Source organism: Paenibacillus sp. J45TS6, from assembly GCF_018403285.1.
Lineage (GTDB): Bacteria > Bacillota > Bacilli > Paenibacillales > Paenibacillaceae > Paenibacillus.
Genome location: NZ_BOSJ01000001.1, coordinates 312,292 through 337,338, shown reverse-complemented (window position 1 = coordinate 337,338; position 25,047 = coordinate 312,292). Strand labels below are relative to the sequence as shown.

Genomic DNA, 25,047 nt, shown 5'->3' with positions numbered 1-25,047 from the left:
AAGAAAAAGTTCATTTTCGCCTGATGGGTGATAGATGAACTTTTTTCTTTGTATTTTAGGTTAGATGAGAGATCCATGATGGATATAAACGTCCGCTTGAAAGGAAATACTGGATATAAAGGAGGCAAACACCTATGAACTCACATCATGCATGTATTGTACAGCGTGACTTTACCATTTTGCTGGAGACAGCCCATCCTCAGTCCGAAAAAGCGAGAGAACTCATTCTTCCTTTTGCGGAGCTGACTAAGAGTCCTCCTGCTTTTCATACATACAAAATAACGCCGCTTACATTATGGAGCGCCGCTGCCTTAGGTTATTCTGCTGATGAGATCCTTAGCAGATTAGAGTCTGTGTCCCGCTGGAATGTACCTGCATCGCTTACTCAAGAGATCAGGCAGCTTATTGAAAAATACGGTAAGTTGACTCTGCAAGCAGACGCGCGGTCAGAAGATTTTCGGCTGGTTAGTGAAGATACGGACCTGCTCGGAGAAATTCTAGCACATCCATCACTAACTGCTTACGAGTTAAGCAGATTATCGGATACCGAACTGAAGGTGCTCGGCAAGTACCGAGGACTGTTGAAGCAAGATCTTACGAGGCTCGGTTACCCGGTAATGGACCTGGCAGGATATAAACACGGAAGCCCGCTTTCTTTTCAGTGGAGAAACACAGGCAGCTCGTTACATAACAAACCCTTTGAACTCCGAGATTACCAGAGAGAAGCAGCGACTGCCTTTGAAGGAAAAGATGGCTTTGGTGGAAGCGGGATCCTTGTTCTGCCTTGTGGAGCGGGAAAGACAATTATCGGCATGGCGGTTATGGAACGACTACAGACGGAAGTGCTCATTCTGACATCGAATACGACTTCGGTAAGGCAATGGATTCGTGAGATTGAGCAGAAGACAACGATTCCATCCGCATCGATTGGTGAATACTCTGGTCATAGTAAGGAAGTCAAGCCAGTGACGGTGGCAACCTATCAAATTATGACGCATCGCAAATCGAAGGAAAGCGAGTTTACGCATATGAAGTTGTTCGGAGAACGTAGCTGGGGACTGATTATTTATGATGAGGTTCATCTTTTACCTGCTCCGGTGTTCAGAGCTACCGCGGATATCCAAGCGACCAGAAGACTCGGGCTTACAGCGACGCTTGTTAGAGAAGACGGCCGGGAGGAGGATGTATTTTCACTCATTGGACCTAAACGTTATGAATTACCCTGGAAGGAGCTCGAACAGGAGGGCTGGATTGCGGAGGTGAATTGCAATGAAGTGCGTGTTCCCATGTCCGATGAACTTAAGGAAGCCTATATGTACGCGGAGAGCAGACAGAAGTTTCGATTAGCAGCAGAGAATCCAGCCAAGATTAATGTGGTAAAAAGGCTGCTTGCTCTACATCCGAATGTCCCTGCTCTCATTATCGGGCAATATGTTGGGCAATTGAAGGCAATGGCAAAAGAACTCGGTGTTCCGCTCATTACAGGAGCAACAAGTGAACAGGAGCGATCGAGGCTGTATACTGCTTTTCGTGAAAAAGAAATCACGGTGTTGGTTGTATCAAAAGTAGCCAATTTTGCCGTAGATCTGCCGGATGCTGCGCTAGCTATTGAGATTTCGGGCAGTTTCGGTTCACGTCAGGAAGAAGCTCAGCGGCTAGGACGCATCTTGCGGCCCAAAGAGGGAAATAACCGTGCTTATTTTTATACGCTGGTTTCGGAAAATACAAAAGAACAGGATTTTGCTCTAAAAAGACAACTCTTTCTCATAGAACAAGGATACGAATATCACGTAACAGACGAAAAGGAGGTTGCCTCCGGTTGAAGAATGAAGAAACGACAACATCATTAGAAAAAGTAGAGTGGTCTGCGAATGAAGCTCAATTTCTACAGGCCGCTTTTTTAGAGTTCGGCGGAAATCCATTTCAAATGGAGAAACTTAAAAGCTTATTTGCTGGGAAAATGAGCGGACTTGAGGTGGATATTGCGTTATTTGGTTTGCGTAGAAAGGGCTTTATCGATGCAGCCAAAAAAACATGGGGAGAACATATCTACTTTATCCCTTCCCGGCATCATTCCTTTTTGACAGAGAAGTATGTACTGCCCTTATTTGATGATGAAATTGGTGAAATTTCACGCAGCTCAGCTGGAAACATACAAGTTGCTATGGAAGCAAGGCCAAACATTGCGGGGGAAATACTTCACCTGCTGTCTTACATTGCGATCCACGGTGTTCCGCTGACAGCAAAAGGGACGATACATAAAAAAACGATATCCAAAATTGAAAATGTAACGGTATTAAGAAGTACGGACTTTCAATTGTTGAAATTATCCTATGCCCATCCGGAGATTTATCCTGTACAGGTAGCCGTGCTTCTCGACTTAGTATTTACGCTCGGACTTGCCAAGAAATACGAGGCAGAAATCGGGCTGGATGAATCCTACGTTAGCCGCTGGGTGCAGTTAGATAGGTATCAGATGGAGAGAAATATCTATACCGCCATTATGGAGCGCTATAATGCAGGAGAAGCTGGATTGCAGCATTTTCGCTATCTGTTGACCCTATTTAGCCGGAAAGATGCTGGGTATTGGCTGAGCATAGATCTGATTTGTCAGCGATTTGTACAGGTCAGTATCATTAATGAACAAGATCTTGCTGAATTCCAAAGTTATGCAAAAGGATGGGTCACGCTGCTCGCTGCGTTCGGTTATGGAGATACCGGAATGTCTACGGCTTCGGACGAGGCTTTATACTTCCGGTGGACGAATCCTATCATTTATGACTTGGAAGATACAGAGCATTATACAGAGCCAGCTATCTATGTACAGCCCGATTTTGAAGTGATTGTTCCTCCTGATGCGCCTTATTCTATAAGGTGGCTATTAGAAGGCTGTGCTGATCTTGCGGTACGAGACCATATGACCATCTATAAACTGACGCGAGAGCGACTAAGTGAAGGTGCTGAAGTGGGGATTACTCCATCCTTGGTGCTTACATGGCTGACTCGGTATGCACAAGGATCGATTCCTGAGAATGTTCTCTTGGCACTGAAACAATGGGGAAGTGAACTTGGAAGAACTTCTTTTTCACAAGTCATGCTGCTAAGTGCAGAAAATAAGCAGGATGCAGATCAAATTGAGTCATATCCATCGTGGAATGAGTCTTTACAAAGAATTGGGCCGCTGCATTTCATACTGGAGCGAGACAAATTGATGGAAGTAAGAAAGCGACTCACGATGATGGGACTCACCCCAGCGAAGGCAGTTAAAGGAATCGATACAGAAGAACGGAAATATCCGGCTGTTTCGATAGAGGACGAGGTCACGCTGTCATCAGTAGAAGAGAATCCATTTATCCATTTTAATGAAGAAGGAAGGCAGGGATTTGTATACACAGGCCGAAACCTGCATTACTATGAAGGGGTACAGGAGGACCGTGATGAGGCCGCAATTATGCCAGACATAACAGAGGTACCGAAGATGTGGGTAAGTGAATGGAGAGAGTACCATCCATCTACAGCGAAACAGCTGGTACAGCAGGCCATCAACTGGCGTACCCGAATGGGAGTGGAGATGGAGGGACACAGGCAGGAGTTCATCCCTGAATCAATCGGCAAAGGCGAGCCATGGGCTGTAAATGGTTGGCTGCTCCCTGGACCCAATAGAATAGTAGCTGAGCAGCGTACACTTGTACCTGCTGAATGGACAAAGCTTATCTTAATTTTACCAGATTAAGTAAAATCCTGAGAGGGTTTAGGAACAAAACTCTTCTTATGAACAATCGGGTATGTTATGATAGGTTATAGTCCGCTTTCATATTTTTTAAGGAAGTGGAACTTTATTATAGATCGGGATGAATTTCATGAGCGTATCTGAACTTAACACGGTCGATATGGCCCAAGTGTTGACTTACGCCTATGAACTGGGCGATATGATCAACGAATCCACGTTGGTTTCAGATTATTTATATTGGAAAGAGCGGGTTCAATCGAATCCAGAAATACAAGAGTGGGTACGTAAGCTCGAAGATAAGAAGGAACTGTTTGCAGAAACACAGCGTTTCGGCCATTTCCATCCTAACTTCCATAGTGCCAAAGATGAAGTGAAGGCAGTAGAAGACAAACTGGATACTTTCGAAGAAGTGATTCGTTTTAAAGAAGCGGAGCAACAGCTCGATAGCCTACTCCATCAAATGTCTGAAACAATTGCTTTCTCCGTATCAAGCACAATTAAAGTACCAAGTAATAACCATTCACCAAAAGGTGGATGCGGCGGCGGTGGAAGCTGCGGCTGCGGAGGTTAATATGTATAGAATCGCTTACCAGAATTGAATTCTGGTAAGAGGATTTTGCAATAGATAGAAAGAGATGCAAATCCTACAAAAGAGGTGAAATTCGCATGTTTGCGGAACGAACAGGATATATCATATGGGTAAGTGATGTAAAGGCTGCGCGCAATCTAGACAAGTATGGAACCGTACATTATATTTCTAAAAAAATGCATTATGTCGTAATGTATGTGAATGCGGAACGTGCGGAAGATACAATGAAGAACGTACGTAAACTCTCTTATGTACGCAAAATAGAACGATCTTATCGTAATGAAATTAAGACGGAGTATAGTAAAGATATTCCGGATAAGACCAGCTTTTATGGCGGTATCGGTTAACGGATACTAGGTAATGCTGACTTTTTGAATAGGTTATAGATTGGAGCGGCCCGCCTTTGGTCGCTCCTGTTATTTTATATGAGCATGAATAAATAGTGCTAGTGACTTAGCTCTGCGATTCGAAATTACAGGATTTAGGATTTATGAGATAGGATCTTAATTTTCAACTTGAGATTCCGGGACTTATGATGTAATATATTGGATAAATATGTAGATAGAAAGACCTATCTTGTGGAGAGTGATATCCCATGCGTGACAAGTTAATGCAGCGTTGGAGCACCTATGAACCTTTTTTTGTGGCTTTGGGTGATAAAAAAGTGGCTGACATTGTCATAACGAACCATGCTAAACTTCGATATGTTGACCGAGTCAGACAAGATAATAATGATTTTGAGAACATTGCAGCATGGTTGTGGGAATGCCTCAAACAGAACAGGATCTCACCTTACTATCGAAATGAACAAGATGTATATTTAATTGATGGCGATCTTGTCGTGGTTGCGGAATTTGCGGAGTTGCCTGGTGAATACGATATTACAGGTAATCCCCTTCATAAAATGATTATTGTAACGTTTCTCGGAAGAATGTCGGAGACGATGGAACTTCGAGATCTCAAAACTTATTATTCCTGGTTGCGTCATTCTAGGCGCATGACACTGGTCAAGAACAGCCGCAAACGTAGATAAGCAGGACTTTTTTGTAAATGTAGTGAAGATAAGGTGTGCAGAAGCTGCACACTTTTTTTTTGGTATAAATCGGTTACAATATGATGAAGGCCAGGGGGGATAGTTCGATGAATTTTCACCAATTACATATCTTTTATACGGTTGCGGAAAAAGGAAGTTTTTCGGCAGCAGCTCAAGCTCTACATATGACACAGCCTGCGGTTACCATGCAAATTCAATCACTTGAAGATTATTTTGGAACCAAATTAATTCATCGCTCCACTAAAAAAATAGAGCTTTCTGAAGCAGGTGAGGCCCTGCTTCCTTACGCACTGAGAAGTATGGAGTTATTTCGTGAAACGGATGAAGCGGTAGCCGCCTACACAGACAGGCTGCAGGGACGTCTATTAATTGGAGCGAGTCTGACCATCGGTGAGTATGTACTGCCAAGACTGCTCGGTCCTTTTGGCAAGAAGTATCCCGATATCTCGATCGTGATGAATGTAATGAATACCACGCAAATTGTTGAAGGAATTATGAAAAACCAGTTGAACTTTGGCATGATTGAGGCACCGCTGTCTCATCCAGATCTTATTGTAGAGCCAGGCATGCATGATGAGTTGAAGCTGATTGTTCCTGCACAGCATCCACTTGTTCTTTTGCAAGAGGTAAAGCTTGAAGATATTCTGGAGTATCCATTTATCGTAAGAGAAAAAGGATCGGGAACGAGACAAGTGATGGAGGCTGCGATGAAAGATAAAGGGATTGAACCATCGAGTCTAAATACCGTCATGGAACTTGGCAGTACGGGGGCTATTAAATCCGCGGTGGAAGCGGGTGTTGGAATTACCATTATTTCACCCTATTCTGTGAAGCATGAAGTGGCGCTCGGCCTTGTAAAAGTGCTTGATTTAAAAGATATTACATTCTCTCGGGAATTTTATGAGGTATATTCGAAGTCTTCCATGTTACCCATCTCGGCCGTTACTTTTTTAAATTATTTGAAAAAGCATGCTGAGGACTTAGACGTGATCGGCAGGATAGGACAAAGCACATCTTAGGATTTGTTTTCTAGAATCCGTGTATATTGTATAAAGCATGACAAAGGAATGGAAAGGAGGCATTCGTATGAATAGATCGGCAAAAGAAGCAGCTAATGTAGAACTTTTAAATGGAAAATGTGATCTTCATACGCATAGCCAGGCATCGGACGGAATGCAGCCGTCTTCTGAGAATGTTCGCATCGCGCATAACAAAGGTCTTGCTGCTGTGGCGATTACAGATCACGATACGGTTGCAGGAGTAGAAGAAGCGCTCGCAGCGGGTGAAGAATATGGGATCGTGGTTGTACCTGGTGTTGAGATCAGTACTAGACTTGAGGGAAAAGAAATTCATGTGCTTGGGTACTACGTGGATATAAAGAACCCTGAATTTCTCAACAGGCTGGAGACCCTGCGCAGAACCCGTGAGGAACGGAATATCCTTATTCTGGAGAAGTTAAATGAGCTTGGGCTCGTAATTTCTATGGAAGACGTAATTCGGGAGATGGGACGACCGCTGGAAAAGGATGAGACAGTTGGGCGTCCGCATATTGCGGATACGCTTGTAGCAAAAGGATATGTAAGTAACATGCGGGAAGCTTTCGATCTTTATTTAGCAGAAGGTAAACCGGGATTTGTCAGTGTTCCGCGGGTGACACCAGAAGATGCATTTTCCTGGATTAGAGCTGCAGGCGGAACGCCGGTGCTTGCCCATCCGGGGCTTTATGGCGACGATGAACTCGTTCGAAAAATAATAGAACATGGTCATCCGGCGGGAATTGAAGTTTACCATTCAGATCACGGCCCCGAAGAGGAAAAGCGATATCTTGCAATGGCTAAGCAGTACAATCTGATTGTAACAGGCGGCTCTGATTTTCATGGGGCGAGGCAAGGAGTTGTATTCCACGGGGATCTCGGCAGCGTGACCGTAGATGCTTCTGTTCTCAGTCAACTATACGAGGCTGGTTCGGGAAAATAAAAAACGGCAGAGACAAACTAGACTAGCTAATTTGTCTCTGCAGTCGTAAAAAGCAGCGTTCTCTATCGTATAGGGAACGCTGCTTTTTGATTTCCTCTTTTTTTGGAAAAGCAGGGTAAGATCAATTCTTAATGTGGCTAGGCAGCCTTTTAATTAGATCTTCGCTCGGTGTAACAAACAGCGTTTTTTGATTATCATAAATCACAAAACCGGGTTTTGCACCGCTAGGTTTTTTCACATGACGGATGGTCGTATAATCCACAGGTACACTGCTAGACTCTTTGGCCTGGCTGTAATAAGCCGCAATCATGGCTGCTTCTTCCAAGGTCTGCTCAGAGAAGGAGGTAGAGCGTATTACAACGTGTGAGCCCGGGATGTCTTTTGTATGAAGCCATGTATCATTAGAACTTGCCAGACGATTCGTCAAGTATTCATTTTGCAGGTTGTTTTTGCCTACATAAATTTCGGTACCATCGGAAGACGTGAACACTTGCAGAGAAGGAAGTTGATTCTTCTTTTTCTTTTTCTTATTTTCTTTTTTATTACGGTCCCGAAGATACCCTTCAGAGACCAGTTCTTCCCGAATCTCTTCGACATCGTTTATCGATGCAGAAGCCAGCTGCTGTAATAAGTTGTCCATGTACATGATTTCTTCGCGTGTTTTGATTAGTTGTTCCTCAATGATCTGCAGGCTGTTTTTGTATTTATTGTATTTCTTAAAATAACGCTGAGCGTTATCGGATGGAGTCAAAAGCGGGTCAAGCGGGATGCGTACTTCAGCTTGGTTCTCATCATAGAAGTTCGTAAGAACTGCTTCTTTATCTCCTTTTTGAATGGCATGAAGAGAAGAAAACAGCAGTTCACCGTAAATTCGGTACTGATCCGCATCATCCGCTTCCGCAAGGTCCGCATTCAGATGATCTAGTTTCTTAATGTTTTTATTACGTTCATTTTGCAGGAACCGAAGGAGGTCACTGACTTTCTGTTTGACAACGTCCCGTTCCGCCTTTTCTCCATAGTAATCTTCCATACATGCACTAATCGAATCATACGTTTGATTCTCATTCAGATGAGTGAGAGGAATGGCGGAAAAAACCATTTTTTCTTTTGCATTCGTTGCAATGACGGGCGTGAACTTGTTGCCGGATACGAGATTCATCACTTCAGAGAAACCATTCCACAGTTGTTCTTTGTCCCGTACCGCATCTGCATCATTCTGCTTGCCGCGGAATGCAATCTCTTCCGCAATCAGCGGGCTGAGTCCGCTAAAAGTTTCCACCAGCCATTTCGATGCACTTCCTTCATAGCTCTCATATGATGCAAAGGAAGAAACATTTGCGGTGAGCGGATTTTCTTTATTCTGCTGCGGAGGTTCCATGTATGAGAACCCAGGCATAATGACACGGTAACTGCTGATCGCAGGCGTCACATGGTGGATTCCATCTAAAATATTGCCTGTGGAAGGGTCTACCAAGATCACATTGCTGTGTCTGCCCATCAGTTCAATAATAATTTTCTTCGTGGAAACATCTCCGATTTCGTCCCGCTGCCGAACATCAATATGAATAATTCTTTCCATGCCGACTTGGCTAATTTTCTCAATAATAGCCCCTTCGCAGTGTTTGCGAAGCAGCATACAGAACATAGGTGCTTCTGTTGGATTCACAAACGTTTGTTTTGTGAATTGAACACGCGGATAAGTAGGACTAGCTGAGATCAGCAATTTAGTGTTCTCACGCCCTGCTCGAAGACTAATCACAATATCGCGACTGTTAGGTTGATGTATTTTACTCATTCGTCCACCAATGAGCACTTGAAGCTCATGCACGATAGAACGAACGACAATTCCGTCTAATGCCATAATCTATGTTCTCCCATCTTGTATCAGGTTGGTTTTTATATTCATGTTGCGCTTGTGTAAATTTCTTCTCCATCTATCATGCCATAGTTTGAACAAAAACTTAAGAGCTCTCTTTGTGTGATATTTCCGCCCTTGTCCGAATACAGTAGTTTTAGAAGTTTGTCCGGCATTAGACAAATTGGCATTTTGACTGATGCAATACACACAAGTGTGAGAAAAGCTGGACAGGCACAGAACTAAAGAGCGGGAGGGGAACCTTGGAATATGGAACAGAAGAAGTGGCATCAGATGGGTGCAGACGAACTGAAGTCAGAATTAGATGTGGAGCCGCAGCTAGGTCTAACCAAGGATGAGGCAGCAAACAGGCAGAAGAAGTCAGGACCAAATGAGCTGTCAGAAGGAAAAGGAATTTCTCCAATCACCCTTTTTCTAAATCAGTTTAAAGATTTTATGGTGCTTGTCTTGGTAGGGGCTACGCTGTTATCCGGATTGCTGGGTGAATACCTGGATGCGATTACGATCATTGCTATCATTTTATTAAATGGGATTCTTGGATTTGTTCAGGAATTCAAAGCAGAACGTTCACTAAGCGCACTGAAAAAATTATCAGCTCCTATGTCAAAAGTGCTGAGGGATGGAAAAGTAGAACAGATTCCGGCTAAAAACCTTGTACCCGGCGATATTATTCTTCTGGAAAGCGGAGATCGTGTACCTGCGGATATTCGGTTTATTATGACAAGTAACTGTGATGTGGAAGAATCCGCTTTGACCGGCGAGTCTGTGCCTGTGAATAAACACAGCAAAATCATTGAGCAGGATGATCTTCCACTCGGAGACCTCAAGAATGTTGGCTTCATGGGAACCATGGTTACGAGGGGAACCGCAAAAGGGGTCGTCATTCGTACGGGAATGGATACCGAAATGGGGAAAATTGCAGACCTCATACAGAATACAGAAGCACAAGAAACGCCGCTTCAGCACCGTCTGGAACAACTCGGAAAGATCCTGATCATCGTATCCCTGGTGCTTACGGTACTCGTTGTCGTAGCCGGGATTTTACATGGACAGCCTGCCGTCGGTATGTTCCTTGCGGGTGTCAGTCTTGCGGTTGCCGCGATACCAGAAGGATTGCCTGCTATTGTTACCATCGCACTTGCGCTTGGTGTACAGCGGATGATCAAACGAAAAGCGATTGTTCGTAAGCTTCCCTCTGTAGAAACGCTTGGTTCGGCTTCTGTCATATGTTCAGACAAGACAGGAACCTTAACTCAGAACAAAATGACAGTAACGGATGTGTGGCAGGGCGGAAGGCAGCTCAAAGTAACAGGAGAAGGCTATAAACCGGTAGGTCATATTACGCTTCAAGATCATGTAATAGATCTGAAGAATGACCAATCCTTGCGCAGACTCCTTCAAGTCAGCAGTTTGTGCAACAACGCACTTATTGAAGAAGTTTCCGTTCAGGAAACGCGTAATAAAAAAAGCAATGAGGAAACAGAATGGATATTAAAGGGCGATCCTACAGAGGGTGCGCTGGTTACCTTAGCCTCTAAGCTTGGAATGTCGCCTCAAAGCTTATCTGGACTGTATGAACGAGTTGAGGAGTTTCCCTTTGATTCCGAACGCAAACTGATGTCCGTACTGATGAAACATCAGGGAGGCAGACTTATTTTTACAAAGGGTGCACCGGATGTACTTATTAAGGAATGTGCCTATATTTTATGGGATGACAAAGTCATTCCATTTACCTCAGCGATCCGGCAGCAAGTAATTCAGGCGAATGAGCAAATGGCGAGTTCTGCACTTCGAGTGCTGGGAATGGCTTATCGTGAAGTAAGGCCAGAAGAACAGGTAGACGATGAGTGTAAGGCAGAAAGCCAGCTTGTATTTGTCGGACTTGCCGGCATGATCGATCCACCTCGTAAAGAAGCAAGAGATGCGATTGCGACTTGTAGAAGAGCCGGAATCAAGACGGTCATGATTACAGGTGATCACTCTCTTACCGCAGAAGCAATTGCGCATCAGCTCAGTATTCTGCCTCGCGGCGGAAAAGTGATGACAGGACAGCAGTTGTCTCAGTTCAGTGACGAAGACCTCGATAAAGAAGTGGATCAGATCTATGTGTATGCGAGAGTATCACCGGAACATAAGCTTCGGATTGTGAAGTCATTACAGCGAAAAGGGCATGTCGTCGCAATGACAGGTGATGGTGTGAATGATGCGCCGGCAATTAAGGCTGCAGATATTGGGATTGCGATGGGGATTACCGGAACGGATGTTACGAAGGAAGCTTCGGCACTCATTCTTAGTGATGATAACTTTTCTACGATTGTAGCAGCGATTGAAGAAGGGCGAAACATCTACGAAAATATCCGGAAGTTCATCCGTTATCTGCTCGCATCCAATGTAGGTGAAATCTTAACGATGTTTTTTGCGATGATGGCAGGTCTTCCGCTTCCGCTTCTTCCGATACAGATTCTTTGGGTGAACTTGGTTACCGATGGGCTCCCTGCCATGGCACTCGGTGTGGATCAGGCGGAGAAGGATTTGATGGAACATAAGCCGCGTTCGGCGAAAGAGAATATTTTTGCAAGGAGATTGGGCTGGAAAATTATCAGCCGCGGCGTGCTGATTGGATTATGCACACTTGCTGCATTCTGGATTACGCTTCGCATAGATCCGCATAATCCTGCTCATCTGGTGAAAGCACAGTCCGTAGCTTTTGCAACACTGGTTATGGCACAGCTCATTCATGTGTTTGACTGCCGAAGTTCAAGATCTATCTTTCACCGAAATCCGCTGCAGAACAAATACTTGGTGCTTGCCGTTATCTCCTCTGTAGTACTGCTATTAGGCGTCATGTATACACCTCAGCTCCAGCCGATTTTTAAGACTACGGCGCTTGATTTGAGAGAATGGGCACTTGTTATCGTAGCTGCAGGAATTCCAACGTTCTTGCTTGGTGCGGGAAGCGTATGGGGAGGCAGGAAAAATCAGCGCAGGCTGGCTACAAGCGGGTACACACCAAAAAGTACAAAATTTTCAGCATAAAATCAATACAATTCCTCCACTCCTTAAGATATGCTAACCTGAAAAGTCGCTCAATCACGTATTGATTACATGGTTGTAGGCGATGATTACATCGGGGCCATTAAAAGCCAAAAGGAGTGGAGTTTTATTATGGAATTTACGAAAATGCACGGACTTGGCAACGATTTTATTGTGATCTATGGCGAGAAAGAGCTGCCTTCCGATGCCGCCGAACTAGCAATCAAATGGTGCAATCGTTTTTTTGGAATTGGTGCTGATGGGTTGGTATATATTTTACCTTCAGAGAAGGCTGATTTTCAGATGCGAATCATGAATTCAGACGGTACAGAAGCGGAACAATGCGGAAATGCGATCCGGTGTGTAGCCAAATATGTATATGACCATGGTCATATTGATCGTGAGCATATTACGATTCAGACGATTGGAGCCGGCGTACAACCTGTGAAGCTGACAGTGGAGGATGGGAAAGTAAGTAAAGTTCGGGTAGATATGGGCGCACCTGTACTGGACGGTCTCAAGATACCTACTACCATAGATGAAAGTCCTGTCGTGGATCAGCCGATTGAAGCAGGAGGGAGCGGTTTCCGGTTTACCGCCGTATCCATGGGTAATCCGCACTGTGTTATTTATGTAGAGGATGCAGTTCATTTTGATCTGGCCTCTTGGGGTCCGAAACTTGAAGCACATCCTTTCTTCCCGAAAAAAATAAATGTTGAATTTGCTACGGTAAAGGATAGAGAGCATATTGACATGAGAGTATGGGAACGCGGGGCGGGTCCTACACTGGCATGCGGGACAGGAGCTTGTGCAACGCTTGTGTCTTCTGTATTAAACGGGCTTACTGAAAGGTCGGCTTGGGTTCGTCTGAAAGGCGGGGATCTGTTCATTGAATGGAATGAAGAAGATAATCATGTTTATATGACAGGGCCAGCTGCATTCGTATTCACCGGCAAGATAATTGAAAAGGAGTTTTGACAAAAAGAGGGAGCGTACTAGTTCCCTCTTTTTATGTTTTTATGTTACATTAGTGTGAAATATAGGAAATGTGGCGGGAGGAGAATGAGGGTGGATCTACGCGGGGTGTTGCAAAAGGAAATCCTGATTGGCGATGGGGCGATAGGTACTTATTTATATCAAAAGGGTTTTCCTGTCGGAATCTCCTATGAGGAACTGAATCTAGAATCACCTGATGTCATTCATGATGTACATATGCGGTATATCGATGCGGGTGCACAACTGATTGAAACCAATACGTATTCGGCCAATTACGATAAACTTTCCAAATTCGGTCTGGAAGACAAAGTGGTGGACATTAACCGGGCGGGAGTTCGGATTGCCAAGGAAGCTTTAAATGGAAAAGGATATGTGGTTGGAGCTGCAGGTTCGATTAGAGCGGGTAAACGTTCTGATATTTCAAAAAGTAAACTTGGATATTATTTTGAGGAGCAAGTTACCGCGCTGATCGATGAGGGCGTTGATGGGATCATGCTCGAAACCTTTTATGATGTAGAAGAACTTTTGATCGCACTCCGGAGTATAAGAAAACAGTCTGAACTTCCTGTCATCTGCCAGTTTGCCATTGACGATATTGGAAGAACACTCGATGGTTATACCATGCCTCAAGCCTTCTCAATCTTACACGGAGAAGGAGCAGATGTGATTGGATTTAACTGCCGCTCAGGTCCAAATGCCATCATGCGTGCCATGGAAACGGTATCTGATATCGGTATTCCTATGTCCGTATTTCCTAACGCAGGAATTGCTGACTATATTGATGGTGAAGTTCGATTTGGTGCATCTGCTGAATATTTTGGACAGACAGCTGTTCGTTTTGCAGATCTGAACGCCCGCATTATTGGCGGTTGCTGCGGTACAACACCTGAGCACATTAAGGCAATAGCTGAAGCACTTGCAGCATATAAGCCAGCTCTCCTTCCACCTCTCGATGAAGAGGCATTATTTACACGTGATGAAATTAGAAGTTCATTTGCATCCGCGGATCAATATGAAAAAACACGAACAGAACCTACCATCGTGGATCTGGTCAAAGAACGACATACCGTTATTGTAGAACTTGACCCGCCTAGGGATCTAGATATTGAAAAGTTCCTGAAAGGTGCTAAATGTCTAAAAGCAGCAGGAGTTGATGCGCTGACACTGGCCGATAATTCACTAGCAGTTACCCGTATGAGTAATATGGCACTAGGATACCTTGTGAAGGAACAGACAGGGATGAGGCCTTTAATCCATATTGCCTGCAGAGATCGAAACTTAATTGGGACCCAGTCCCATCTGATGGGGTTTGATGCATTAGGCATTGATCACGTTCTTGCAGTAACCGGCGATCCGGCTAGGTTTGGTGATTTACCCGGGGCAAGCTCGGTATATGATATGACTTCTTTTGAAATTATTCGAATGATCAAACAGCTGAATGACGGGATTGCCTTTTCAGGTAAGCCGCTGAAACAAAAAGCTGATTTTGTAGTGGGTGCTGCTTTTAATCCAAATGTGAAATATTTAGAAAAGGCAGTTCAGCGTTTGGAGAAAAAAATAACGGCAGGTGCGGATTACATCATGACCCAGCCTGTGTACGATAAAGATTTGATTGTTGCGCTTAAGGAAGCGACCAAACATCTTGAAATTCCAATCTTCATTGGGATCATGCCGCTTGCGAGCGGCCGGAATGCCGAATATCTGCACAACGAGGTTCCAGGCATTCTGTTATCGGACGAGGTAAGAGAGCGGATGGCAGGGCTTGAAGGTGAAGAAGGCAGAGCGACGGGAACTGCAATTGCCAAGGAATTGATAGAAGTTGCTATGGAGCATTTCAATGGAATCTATATTATGACGCCGTTTATGTTCTATGGTATGAGCGAAGAGTTGACGAAGTTTGTATGGGAAAAGTCGAGTCACATCATGGAGAAAAAAGGATCACCAGCAATTATAAATTAAATTAAATTAAATTTATTATGAATTAATCAGAAAGGTGCCTTGCTGCGAAAATGATTTCAGCAGCTAAGGCACCCTTTTTTACTATGCCGGAATGAGTTTCATAACTGATTCGCCGGAAAGAATTTTCGCAGCATCTCGGGCAGAGGTTTGCTTTTTCGACTAGATGGATCCATCGTTACGCAAGTAACAACCGCATCAGCACAGACAACATCTGTCTCGCTCACAATTATTTGTTTCAATACATAACTTGAATTCCCGGCTTTTTCTGGTTCTGTAATGACAGTGAGCCGTTCATTCTGAACACATTCTTTACGATAGTTAATATTAATGTTAACGGTAACCGTTTGGAATCCTTCTTGCAGTAGTTTGTTATAGGGGAGGTCTGCGGCTTCGTACCATTCTTCTCTTCCCCATTCGAGATACTCTAAATACTTTGCATTATTGACATGGCCATTCACATCGATTTCGGTTGGACGGACAATAAGTTGAAGTTCTGTTTTCATGAGATGGTCTCCTTATCCATGTTCAGCATCATTTTTATGAAAAAGTATTAATTTATTCTACTAGGAACCCCTTTTTTAGGCAATGATGGTAGGAATTAAACGGGGATAAAGCGTAATGTTCATACTTGTTTCAACCACTATAATCCGATACAATAGTGTAATGGATGTGATGCCGATGTCATTCAGCATGACCGGATACGGTCAATATTCGCTCAGCTATGGCGGCTATAATGTATTGTTTGAAATGAAGTCTGTGAACCACAGATATTGCGAAGTGGTATTCCGAATGCCACGAGAGTGGACACGCTACGAAGATGGACTTCGTAAAATCATACAGCGCGAGCTAAGGCGTGGACGGATTGACGTATTTATAACGAAGGAACTTTCAGTGGAGAGTCATCTGAACCCAGTCCTTAACGAACAGGTAGTAGCTTCTTACCTAGAAGCAGCCAAAGAACTCGAGCTTCGTTATGGAATGAGAGGGAATATGGAAGTATCAGATGTACTTTCGCTTCCTGGCGTGCTTCTGAAACCGGAAGAAGCGATTCTCCGAGTGGCAACAGAAGATGAAGCTTGGGACACTGCGCTGCAAGAGGGGATAACTCATGCCCTTGAGGAGCTGGTGGAAATGCGAGCTCGTGAAGGAAGTCACCTTGCGAAAGATATAGAGACCCGGATTTCAAGTTTAGGGGCCTGTCATGAAAAGATGGTTCAACTTGCACCTCAAGTAGTGATCGAATATCGAAATAAACTGAGGCAGCGATTGGCCGAAATTTCAGATGGATCTTTTGATGAACATAAATTTGGTATGGAGATTGCGATTTTTGCGGACCGATCCAACATAGATGAGGAACTGACTCGTCTCTCTAGTCATCTTACGCAGTGCAGGCAATTACTGACCAGTCCTGACCCTGTAGGTCGCAAACTTGATTTCTTGATTCAGGAAATGAATCGTGAAGTAAACACCATCGGTACGAAAGCTCATCACTTGACCTTGGTTAATCTCGTGATGGACATGAAGGCCGAGCTTGAGAAAATTAGGGAACAGGCTGCAAATCTAGAGTAGTCTAGAATAAAGGTAAGCTTGCTGCCAAATAACAACAATGCTTTGCGAGAAGGATTAAAAGTTATAGGGGGACGAACCTGAATATGGCGATTAAACTCATTAACATAGGATTTGGTAATATCGTTTCAGCGAATCGTATCATATCTATTGTTAGCCCTGAATCAGCGCCTATCAAAAGAATTATCCAGGAAGCACGAGATCGTCATATGCTCATTGATGCTACATATGGACGCAGAACACGTGCTGTAATTATTACTGACAGTGATCATGTGATCTTGTCCGCAGTGCAGCCGGAGACGGTTGCCCATCGTCTATCTTCTAAAGACGATGACAACGACGAATAAAATGGAGTGTAATATGTCTAAGGGATTACTTATTGTATTATCTGGCCCATCGGGTGTAGGAAAAGGAACCGTGTGTACTGCTTTGCGTAAACGAGTTCCTAATTTGACGTACTCCGTGTCGGCAACGACACGTCAGCCAAGACTTGGCGAAGAAAACGGAGTGAACTATTTTTTCAAAAGCCGTGAACAATTTCTTGATATGATTGAAAAAGATGAACTACTAGAACATGCGGAATATGTGGGTAATTACTATGGTACACCGCGTGATTTTGTAGAACAGACGCTTGAATCAGGCAAAGATATTATTCTGGAGATTGAGGTGCAAGGAGCACTTAAAGTAAAAGAAAAATTCCCAGAAGGAATTTTCGTGTTTTTACTGCCTCCTTCGCTCGATGAACTAAAAGACCGTATCCAAGGCCGCGGTACGGAGAACCAAGCAACGATTGATCACCGGATGACCGTTGCTGCTGAAGAGATCAGTCTTTTAGAAAAATATGATTATGCTGTAGTAAATGATGAAATTGATTTGGCGTGCAAGCGAATAGAATCGATCATCATCGCCGAACATTGTAAAGTAGCGAAAAAATAGAATCGAATGAGGTGTTCGTATTGTTATATCCATCTATTGATGAAATGATGAACAAAGTCGACAGTAAGTATTCTCTTGTAGTTGCTGCATCCAGACGTGCTAGACAGCTTCGTGAAGGCGAAAAGTCCGAACTTAGAAATCCTAAATCTCATAAACAAGTGGGCGTTGCTCTTGAAGAGATTTATGACGACATCATCAAAGTAGAGCCAGGTACTGACGAAAAAGAAGAAAATGAAGCATAATTCTATTCATCTTTCTTTACTGAACTACTAATATAGGTAACACCCTGATAAAAGTGACAACCGGAAGGTTGTTATTTTTTTCTTTCTACTTCTTTTTTTGCTCTGTTAACGAAAGATACAAGCGTAGTTATTGCCATAATCTATGATAAGAACAGGGGGAGCGCATATGTTGAAAGGTAAAAAAATCGTGCTCGGAGTAACAGGAGGCATTGCAGCATATAAAGCAGCAGCACTGACAAGCAAGCTCGTGCAAAAAGGGGCAGAGGTACATGTGATCATGACCGAATCTGCTAAGAAGTTCATCACAGAGCTTACCCTGCAATCACTGTCGCGAAATCCGGTTTATACCGATACATTTGATGAACGAGATGCTTCGGTTGTCTCTCATATCAATTTAGCAGATACAGCTGATCTTGTACTTGTTGCACCGGCTACAGCGAATACCATTGCTAAAATGGCACATGGCCTTGCCGATGATATGCTGACCACAACACTCCTTGCAACGACAGCTCCTGTTATTATCGCTCCTGCTATGAATGTTCATATGTATGAACATCCTGCAGTTGTTGCGAATATGAATACCCTTCATTCCAGAGGGGTTCATTTTATCGAACCTGGTGTAGGTCAGCTTGCCTGTGGCTATGTAGGAAAAGGCAGGCTCGAAGAACCGGAAACCATCGTAGCTGCGTTAGAAACATTCTTTGAACGTCATTCTCAAAAAGGATGTTTGGCAGGAAAAAAAGTCGTTGTTACTGCAGGTGGGACCATTGAGCGAATTGACCCTGTTAGATATATAACGAATGATTCTTCTGGGAAAATGGGAGTGGCCTTTGCGGCCGCTGCGAAAGACATGGGGGCGGAGGTTACCCTTGTTGCCGCCAATATGCAAGTTCCCTATCCGGCAGATGTCAACGTAGTGAAAGTGCAGTCTGCTCAGGAGATGTATGAGGCGGTCCATAAACTTTGGCCAAAGACGGATATTATGGTTAAAGCTGCGGCCGTGGCAGATTATAGACCTGCGGAAGCTGCGAAACAAAAAATCAAGAAAAAAGACGATACATTCACGCTGTCTCTCGTCAAAACCATCGATATTTTAGAATCACTTGGTAAAGAAAAAACACATCAATACCTAATTGGATTTGCAGCGGAAACAAATGATGTTGAATTCCATGCAAAAGGAAAATTAGAACGAAAAAATGCGGATCTTATTGTTGCTAATGATGTAACGAAACCGGGAGCAGGATTTGGAACAGATACCAATGCGGTTGAAATCTATGACAAACATGGTTTAGTTAAAGAATTAGCCGTAATATCAAAAGACGAAGTGGCAAGACAAGTATTTCAAATTGCAATTGCGCAAATGGAGGGGAGGGAGTAAACCCTTGAAGATCGCGAAAGTAATCGTGGATGTACCAGCCAAGGATACTGACCGCGAATTCGATTATCTAATTCCGGAATCCCTCTTAGGCTGGGTTGAAGTAGGAAGCAGGGTGGGAGTCCCTTTTGGCCATCGAACAGTTCAAGGGTTTGTAATCTCGATTGCGGATCATACAAACACAACTTTCAAGTTAAAGCCAATTGGAGAATTACTTGATCTTGTACCTCCGCTTTCACCAGATCTCATTGAACTCGCAGGATGGATGAGCAAGCGATATGCTTCCAATCGGATTCTTACGCTGCAGGCCATGATTCCGACGGCTCTCAAAGGAAAGGCCAAGCGTTATATCTCTGTCAACAGTGAGGCACAGGAACAATCCGCCGCAGATCCTACTAAAGATAAGGATTCATCTGTACCTAGGCTTACAGACAAGACGGACAGCGTATTATTTGATCTGCCCGAAGATAATGAAGCATTCAGAGTGAAAAATGAAATTATACGATATGTTCGAAGTAAGGAACAAGTCACATTAGATCATTTAGGTAAACGTTACCCTGAAGACGCTGACCTTATTAAGGAACTGCTTCTTACGGGTGTGCTTCAAGAGAACCAGTCGATTAAGGATAAGCTGCAGAAAAAAACGTTGCGATCTATTGACCTTGCGGTCCCATTAGAGGAAGCAGAAGCTGCTCTTGCCGATTTTCCGGCTAAGGGAAAGAGGCAAAAAGAAGTGCTTTCTTATTTGGTGGAGATGAGCTCCTTTCTGCCCATGGCATTAAAAGAAGTGCTCTCTGGCTTACAGGTCTCTGCGGGTACGGTGAAGGGTCTAGAGGATAAGGGGCTTGTTGTACTTGAAGATGTCGAAGTGTTTCGTGATCCTTATAAGGGCCGTCACTTCACACCTACCCAGCCGCTGCCTCTAACTTTGGAACAGCAGGCTGTATATCAGAAGATTGTGGAGAAATTGGACGAGCGCAAACAAGGTGTATTCCTTTTGCATGGAGTAACCGGAAGCGGAAAAACAGAAGTGTATTTACAGACAATACAGCGGGCGATAGAGCAAGATCGCCAGGCGATCGTCCTCGTCCCCGAAATATCACTCACCCCTCAGATGGTAGAGCGATTTAAGGGGCGTTTTGGTGATCAAGTCGCTGTTATGCACAGCAGACTCTCTGGCGGGGAAAGATACGATGAATGGCGTAAAATTCGTGAAGGCAAGGCAAAAGTAGCCGTTGGGGCTCGCTCCGCCGTATTTGCCCCTTTTGAACACCTTGGTCTCATTATCATTGATGAAGAGCACGAGACTTCTTATAAACAAGAAGAAACGCCGAAGTATCACGCAAGAGATGTAGCTGTAGAACGTGCTCGTCAGCATGGAGCTGTCGTTATTCTTGGCTCAGCAACTCCTTCAATGGAAAGTTATTATGCTGCAAAATCCCAAAGCAATGATGAATTTGCTCCTGTTCTGCTCGAGATGCCTACGCGTGCTCTGGGTAATGAACTGCCTGTTGTTCACATTGTAGATATGCGAGAAGAACTCAAAGATGGCAACCGTTCCATGTTCAGCCGGGCTCTACATAAAGGGATTGCGGAGCGGATTGAAAAGGGCGAACAGACGGTATTGCTACTAAATCGAAGAGGTTATTCTACCTTTGTGATGTGCCGAAGCTGCGGTTATGTGGCAACCTGCCCTGAATGTGATATTTCGTTAACTTATCATCAGCGGTCAAATAATATGCGGTGTCACTACTGCGGATATGCAGAAGTTGTACCAGAGGTTTGTCCCGACTGTGGAAGTGAACATATCCGTTACTTTGGAACCGGTACGCAGCGGGTAGAAGAAGAACTGGCGAAGTTGTTCCCTGGCGTTCGAGTGATCCGTATGGATGTAGATACAACAACAGAAAAAGGATCACACGAAAAACTGCTGAAAGCTTTTCGGGAGAAAAAAGCCGATATTTTGCTTGGAACGCAGATGGTAGCAAAAGGGCTTGATTTTCCAGATGTCACTCTCGTCGGTGTAATTACGGCTGATTCGGCGCTGAATTTACCTGATTTTCGTGCTGCGGAAAAAACATTCCAATTGCTGACACAAGTCGCAGGCCGAGCAGGCAGACATCAACTGCCTGGGGAAGTATTTGTTCAGTCCTACACGCCAGAACATTATTCTATCATTCATGCAAGCAAGCATGATTTCAACCATTTTATTAGGGAAGAATTAAAGCATCGCAAGATTCTGCAGTATCCTCCTTATTGCCGTTTGATCCTCGTCACATTCTCACATGAACAGCTTCCGCTGCTTGTGCGAGCTGCCGAGAACTACACGAGGATGCTCAAGGAGCAGGCACAGAAACGAGGAATGCTGGGAAGTCTAGATAAATTTAGTGCTAACGCTTTGGATGTACTTGGACCGGTAGCCTCTCCGATGGCGAGACTGAAAAATAGATACAGATTTCAATGTATGGTAAAATGGCGTGGTGATATCGATGCTACCCGGCTTGTTCAGGACATCGCTCGTCAAATGGAACAAGATTTTCAAGGGAAAGATTTACTGATTAGTATAGATGTTGATCCGCAAATGCTGATGTAAGCCAAGCGGTTTGATCATAGAATAAAACATAACTTATAAGCGTATAGGATGGTGTCCATAAAGATGTCAATTCGATTAATTGTAAAAGAACCTGATGATGTATTGCGTAAAGTTGCGAAAGAAGTTACCAAAATCACGCCAAACGTTCAAAAACTGCTGGATGATATGGCCGATACAATGTATGACGCTGAAGGGGTAGGTCTTGCTGCTCCGCAAGTAGGAATTTTGAAACGTCTCATCGTTATTGATACAGGAGATGATCACGGTCTGATCAAAATGATTAATCCGGAGATCGTATCCAAGGAAGGCGAGCAATTTGGTCCCGAAGGTTGTCTGAGTATTCCTGGTTATAACGGAGATGTACGCCGTGCAGAGACGGTAACGGTAAAAGGACTGGATCGTGAAGGTAAAGAAATTACGATTACAGGAAGCGGTCTTCTTGCACGTGCTTTCCAGCATGAAATCGATCATTTAAACGGAGTTCTGTTCACAGATCTTGCTGAAAAAATATATGAAATCGGAGCAGATTTGCCGAATCGCAGTAACAGGGGGTAAGGATATGAATATTGTTTTTATGGGGACACCTGATTTCGCCGTACCTGCACTTGAAAAATTGCTGGCGGAAGGGTATTCCGTAAAACTCGTAGTAACACAGCCAGATAAACCGCAAGGTCGCAAAAAAATATTAACCCCAACTCCTGTAAAAGAGGCTGCGCTGAAACATGGGATTCCTGTGTTTCAGCCTCGCCGTCTTCGTGATGAAGAATCGGTGGCAGAACTTGCAAAGTGGGAGCCGGATCTGATTGTGACGGCTGCTTTCGGTCAGATTTTGCCTAAAGCTGTTCTGGACATGCCGAAGTACAGATGTGTTAATATACATGGTTCTCTGTTGCCGAAATATCGCGGCGGAGCTCCAATTCAGCGTTCGATTATTAACGGGGAAAAGGTTACAGGAGTTACGCTGATGTATATGGCGGAAGGTCTCGACACGGGGGATATGATCTCCAAAGTGGAAGTTCCGATTACGGACGAAGATACGTCAGGTACGATGTTCGCCAAGCTGAGTGAAGCGGGATCTGACTTGCTGATTCGTGAAATGCCTAACCTGATCAGCGGTAAAGTGACGGCTATACCGCAAAATGATGAGGAAGCAACTTACGCGAAGAACTTGACAAGAGAAGATGAGAAGATCGATTGGGCGCGTTCTGCAAGGGAGATTTACGACCAAATTCGTGGTCTTGTTCCTTATTCAGGGGCTTTCACCCTGTGGGACGAGCAGGTATTTAAAGTATGGTCAGCGGTAAATCCTTTGGCATTGCCGGATGAGTATAAAAATGCATCCAGCGGACAAAACAAAGCCGAAGCGGGAACGGTACTTTCCTTATCTAAACTTGGTATTGAAGTGAAGACTTCAGATGGCTCGTTATGGCTTCGTGAAGTACAGCCTGCGGGTAAAAAAGTGATGCAAGCTTCTGATTTCGCTCGCGGCGGATCTCTCAAAGCAGGGACGGTGTTGAAGTGAAGTCATCTGAGCAGCATAAGGCTATTAAGAAACAGTCGGCTCCTTCTGCACCTAAGAAACGGAATATAACTAGTCGTGAAGCAGCGATGAACATTTTGACTGCAGTGGAAGAAGAGGGAGCGTACAGTAATCTGCTCTTGAATCAGGTGTTAAAAGGCGCAAATCTAAGTCCTGCTGATGCAGGTCTTGCTACTGAACTTGTATACGGAACGATAGCTCGGCGTAACACATTGGACTATTTCCTGGAGTCCTATGTTGCGAAAGGTTTAAAAAAACTAACCCCTTGGGTTCGAAATTTGCTCCGTCTTAGTCTGTATCAAATTCTATACCTTGACCGGATTCCTGATCATGCAGCAGTCAGTGAAGCAGTAAACATTGCGAAACGCAAAGGTCATCAAGGCATTTCAGGTATGGTGAACGGGGTGCTGCGTAACATGCTTCGGAATCTTGATCAGTTAAAAGTTCCAGAAGATTTACCAGCAGTTAAACGTATTGCCCTTACGCACTCTCACCCGGAATGGTTGGTGAAAAGATGGGTCGCCCAGTACGGAGAGCATACAGCCGAAGCAATGTGCCGTGCCAATAATGAAGCGCCGCCAGTCAGTGTTCGTGTCAATACGACCATGATTTCCCGCGACAAATTAATGCAGGAGATGGAAGAAGCGGGTCATATCGTAGTGCCGTCCTTGATCAGCAAAGACGGGATTATTGTATCCAGCGGCGGGAACATGGCACTTACCTCTTGGTATAAAGATGGTATGTTGTCTGTACAGGACGAAAGTTCAATGCTTGTTGCCGAGGCAGTAGAACCGAAGCCGGGAATGACCGTGCTGGATTGCTGTGCTGCACCGGGAGGAAAAACGTCTCATATAGGTGAGAAGATGCAGGACCAGGGTTCTATTATTGCGAACGACATTCATCCTCATAAGGTCAAATTAATTCAGGACCAAGCAGATCGGCTTGGCCTTAGTAGTATTGAAACGGTTTGTCACGATGCTTTGGATCTGGATACGTATTATCCTGAGGCTTCTTTTGATCGGATTTTGCTTGATGCTCCGTGTTCAGGGTTCGGGGTCATTCGGCGCAAACCGGATCTTCGCTGGGCGAAATCGCCGGAGGATGTGGAAGCAATTAGCAGTTTGCAGAGTGAACTTCTCAGCCGGGCGGTAAAGCTTCTTAAGCCAGGTGGTATATTAGTCTACAGCACTTGTACTACAGAGCCTAAAGAAAATGACCAGGTTGTCCGTGAATTTCTAGCTTCACACCCTGATTATGCAGCCGTTCCTCCTGCGGAGAGCATGAATGAAGAGGTTAAATCCTGTGTTACCGAAGAGGGATATGGAATTCAGATTCTTCCTCAGAAGTTTAACAGTGATGGTTTTTATATTGCCAGATTGAAACGTCTTGGATAGCTTGTGTAGAAAAAAGGATGTTGTATCCTTATCGGATGTCTGCTAAGCTTTATAAGATTTTAATACGTAGATCAATGATTGCCGCTGTAAACCGTAAGGTTTAGGCGGCTTCTTGTTGCTTTTAAGAAGCTTGGTACACGGCAAATCATATTCATGTATGACAGGCTGTAACATCAGCTTTCATGGA

At 44.2% G+C, this 25,047-nt stretch carries 21 protein-coding genes; 19 read left to right on the top strand and 2 right to left on the bottom strand.

Annotated elements, in window-relative coordinates; genetic code table 11:
- The first annotated feature begins 134 nt into the window (after positions 1-134).
- The 7 genes from KJS58_RS01665 to KJS58_RS01635 all read left to right on the top strand — a co-directional run bounded on the left by KJS58_RS01665 (position 135) and on the right by KJS58_RS01635 (position 7,350).
- Entirely contained in the window at positions 135-1,823 is a 1,689-nt protein-coding gene (locus tag KJS58_RS01665) for a DNA repair helicase XPB (protein ID WP_213529880.1), read from the top strand.
- Positions 1,820-3,733, top strand: a complete 1,914-nt coding sequence (locus KJS58_RS01660; protein WP_213529878.1) for a helicase-associated domain-containing protein — start codon at positions 1,820-1,822, stop codon at positions 3,731-3,733. Before KJS58_RS01665 ends, KJS58_RS01660 begins: the two co-directional genes overlap by 4 nt.
- Positions 3,734-3,860: 127 nt before the next feature.
- Complete coding sequence (locus KJS58_RS01655; protein WP_191799068.1) at positions 3,861-4,301, top strand: YlbF/YmcA family competence regulator; 441 nt, start codon at positions 3,861-3,863, stop codon at positions 4,299-4,301.
- A gap of 95 nt (positions 4,302-4,396) precedes the next feature.
- Entirely contained in the window at positions 4,397-4,666 is a 270-nt protein-coding gene (locus tag KJS58_RS01650; RefSeq protein WP_213529876.1) for a YlbG family protein, read from the top strand.
- A gap of 248 nt (positions 4,667-4,914) precedes the next feature.
- Positions 4,915-5,352 (top strand): hypothetical protein, encoded by a 438-nt coding sequence (locus KJS58_RS01645; protein WP_191799070.1) that lies wholly within the window; start codon positions 4,915-4,917, stop codon positions 5,350-5,352.
- Between the two features lie 107 nt (positions 5,353-5,459).
- Positions 5,460-6,392, top strand: coding sequence for a selenium metabolism-associated LysR family transcriptional regulator (locus tag KJS58_RS01640; protein ID WP_213529874.1), 933 nt, complete (start codon positions 5,460-5,462; stop codon positions 6,390-6,392).
- A 67-nt stretch (positions 6,393-6,459) separates the two neighbouring features.
- Positions 6,460-7,350 (top strand): PHP domain-containing protein, encoded by an 891-nt coding sequence (locus KJS58_RS01635; protein ID WP_213529872.1) that lies wholly within the window; start codon positions 6,460-6,462, stop codon positions 7,348-7,350.
- A 121-nt stretch (positions 7,351-7,471) separates the two neighbouring features.
- Here KJS58_RS01635 and KJS58_RS01630 read toward each other — a convergent pair whose 3' ends face one another.
- Positions 7,472-9,211 carry an Rqc2 family fibronectin-binding protein gene (locus KJS58_RS01630; RefSeq protein WP_213529870.1) on the bottom strand — a complete coding sequence of 580 codons (1,740 nt, stop codon included), beginning with the start codon at positions 9,209-9,211 and terminating at the stop codon, positions 7,472-7,474.
- 264 nt (positions 9,212-9,475) lie between these two features.
- Here KJS58_RS01630 and KJS58_RS01625 point away from each other — a divergent pair, with 264 nt between their 5' ends.
- The 3 genes from KJS58_RS01625 to KJS58_RS01615 all read left to right on the top strand — a co-directional run bounded on the left by KJS58_RS01625 (position 9,476) and on the right by KJS58_RS01615 (position 15,214).
- Positions 9,476-12,262, top strand: coding sequence for a calcium-translocating P-type ATPase, SERCA-type (locus tag KJS58_RS01625; RefSeq protein WP_213529868.1), 2,787 nt, complete (start codon positions 9,476-9,478; stop codon positions 12,260-12,262).
- A gap of 129 nt (positions 12,263-12,391) precedes the next feature.
- Entirely contained in the window at positions 12,392-13,237 is an 846-nt protein-coding gene (gene dapF / locus KJS58_RS01620; protein WP_213529866.1) for a diaminopimelate epimerase, read from the top strand.
- A gap of 84 nt (positions 13,238-13,321) precedes the next feature.
- Positions 13,322-15,214 (top strand): bifunctional homocysteine S-methyltransferase/methylenetetrahydrofolate reductase, encoded by a 1,893-nt coding sequence (locus KJS58_RS01615; protein WP_213529864.1) that lies wholly within the window; start codon positions 13,322-13,324, stop codon positions 15,212-15,214.
- A 98-nt stretch (positions 15,215-15,312) separates the two neighbouring features.
- Here the strand turns inward: KJS58_RS01615 and KJS58_RS01610 are convergent, their stop codons facing one another.
- Positions 15,313-15,717, bottom strand: coding sequence for an acyl-CoA thioesterase (locus tag KJS58_RS01610; RefSeq protein ID WP_213529862.1), 405 nt, complete (start codon positions 15,715-15,717; stop codon positions 15,313-15,315).
- Positions 15,718-15,892: 175 nt separating this feature from the next.
- Here KJS58_RS01610 and KJS58_RS01605 point away from each other — a divergent pair, with 175 nt between their 5' ends.
- The 9 genes from KJS58_RS01605 to rsmB all read left to right on the top strand — a co-directional run bounded on the left by KJS58_RS01605 (position 15,893) and on the right by rsmB (position 24,860).
- Positions 15,893-16,783, top strand: coding sequence for a YicC/YloC family endoribonuclease (locus tag KJS58_RS01605; RefSeq protein ID WP_213529860.1), 891 nt, complete (start codon positions 15,893-15,895; stop codon positions 16,781-16,783).
- 83 nt (positions 16,784-16,866) lie between these two features.
- On the top strand, positions 16,867-17,127 hold the full coding sequence (remA, locus tag KJS58_RS01600; RefSeq protein ID WP_006209218.1) for an extracellular matrix/biofilm regulator RemA: 261 nt from the start codon (positions 16,867-16,869) through the stop codon (positions 17,125-17,127).
- A 13-nt stretch (positions 17,128-17,140) separates the two neighbouring features.
- The gene (gmk, locus tag KJS58_RS01595) at positions 17,141-17,716 is read left to right on the top strand and encodes a guanylate kinase (RefSeq protein ID WP_191799079.1); all 576 of its coding nucleotides are present in this window, start codon (positions 17,141-17,143) and stop codon (positions 17,714-17,716) included.
- Between the two features lie 20 nt (positions 17,717-17,736).
- On the top strand, positions 17,737-17,958 hold the full coding sequence (rpoZ, locus tag KJS58_RS01590) for a DNA-directed RNA polymerase subunit omega (protein ID WP_213529858.1): 222 nt from the start codon (positions 17,737-17,739) through the stop codon (positions 17,956-17,958).
- Between the two features lie 166 nt (positions 17,959-18,124).
- Positions 18,125-19,336: a bifunctional phosphopantothenoylcysteine decarboxylase/phosphopantothenate--cysteine ligase CoaBC gene (gene coaBC / locus KJS58_RS01585; protein ID WP_213529856.1), complete on the top strand. Its 1,212-nt coding sequence runs from the start codon at positions 18,125-18,127 to the stop codon at positions 19,334-19,336.
- A gap of 4 nt (positions 19,337-19,340) precedes the next feature.
- Entirely contained in the window at positions 19,341-21,926 is a 2,586-nt protein-coding gene (gene priA / locus KJS58_RS01580) for a primosomal protein N' (protein ID WP_213529854.1), read from the top strand.
- A gap of 63 nt (positions 21,927-21,989) precedes the next feature.
- The gene (gene def, locus KJS58_RS01575) at positions 21,990-22,481 is read left to right on the top strand and encodes a peptide deformylase (RefSeq protein WP_160033598.1); all 492 of its coding nucleotides are present in this window, start codon (positions 21,990-21,992) and stop codon (positions 22,479-22,481) included.
- Positions 22,482-22,485: 4 nt separating this feature from the next.
- On the top strand, positions 22,486-23,448 hold the full coding sequence (fmt, locus tag KJS58_RS01570) for a methionyl-tRNA formyltransferase (protein ID WP_213529852.1): 963 nt from the start codon (positions 22,486-22,488) through the stop codon (positions 23,446-23,448).
- Positions 23,445-24,860, top strand: coding sequence for a 16S rRNA (cytosine(967)-C(5))-methyltransferase RsmB (gene rsmB / locus KJS58_RS01565; RefSeq protein WP_374705770.1), 1,416 nt, complete (start codon positions 23,445-23,447; stop codon positions 24,858-24,860). The genes fmt and rsmB overlap by 4 nt, the downstream gene beginning before the upstream one ends.
- Positions 24,861-25,047 lie beyond the last annotated feature (187 nt).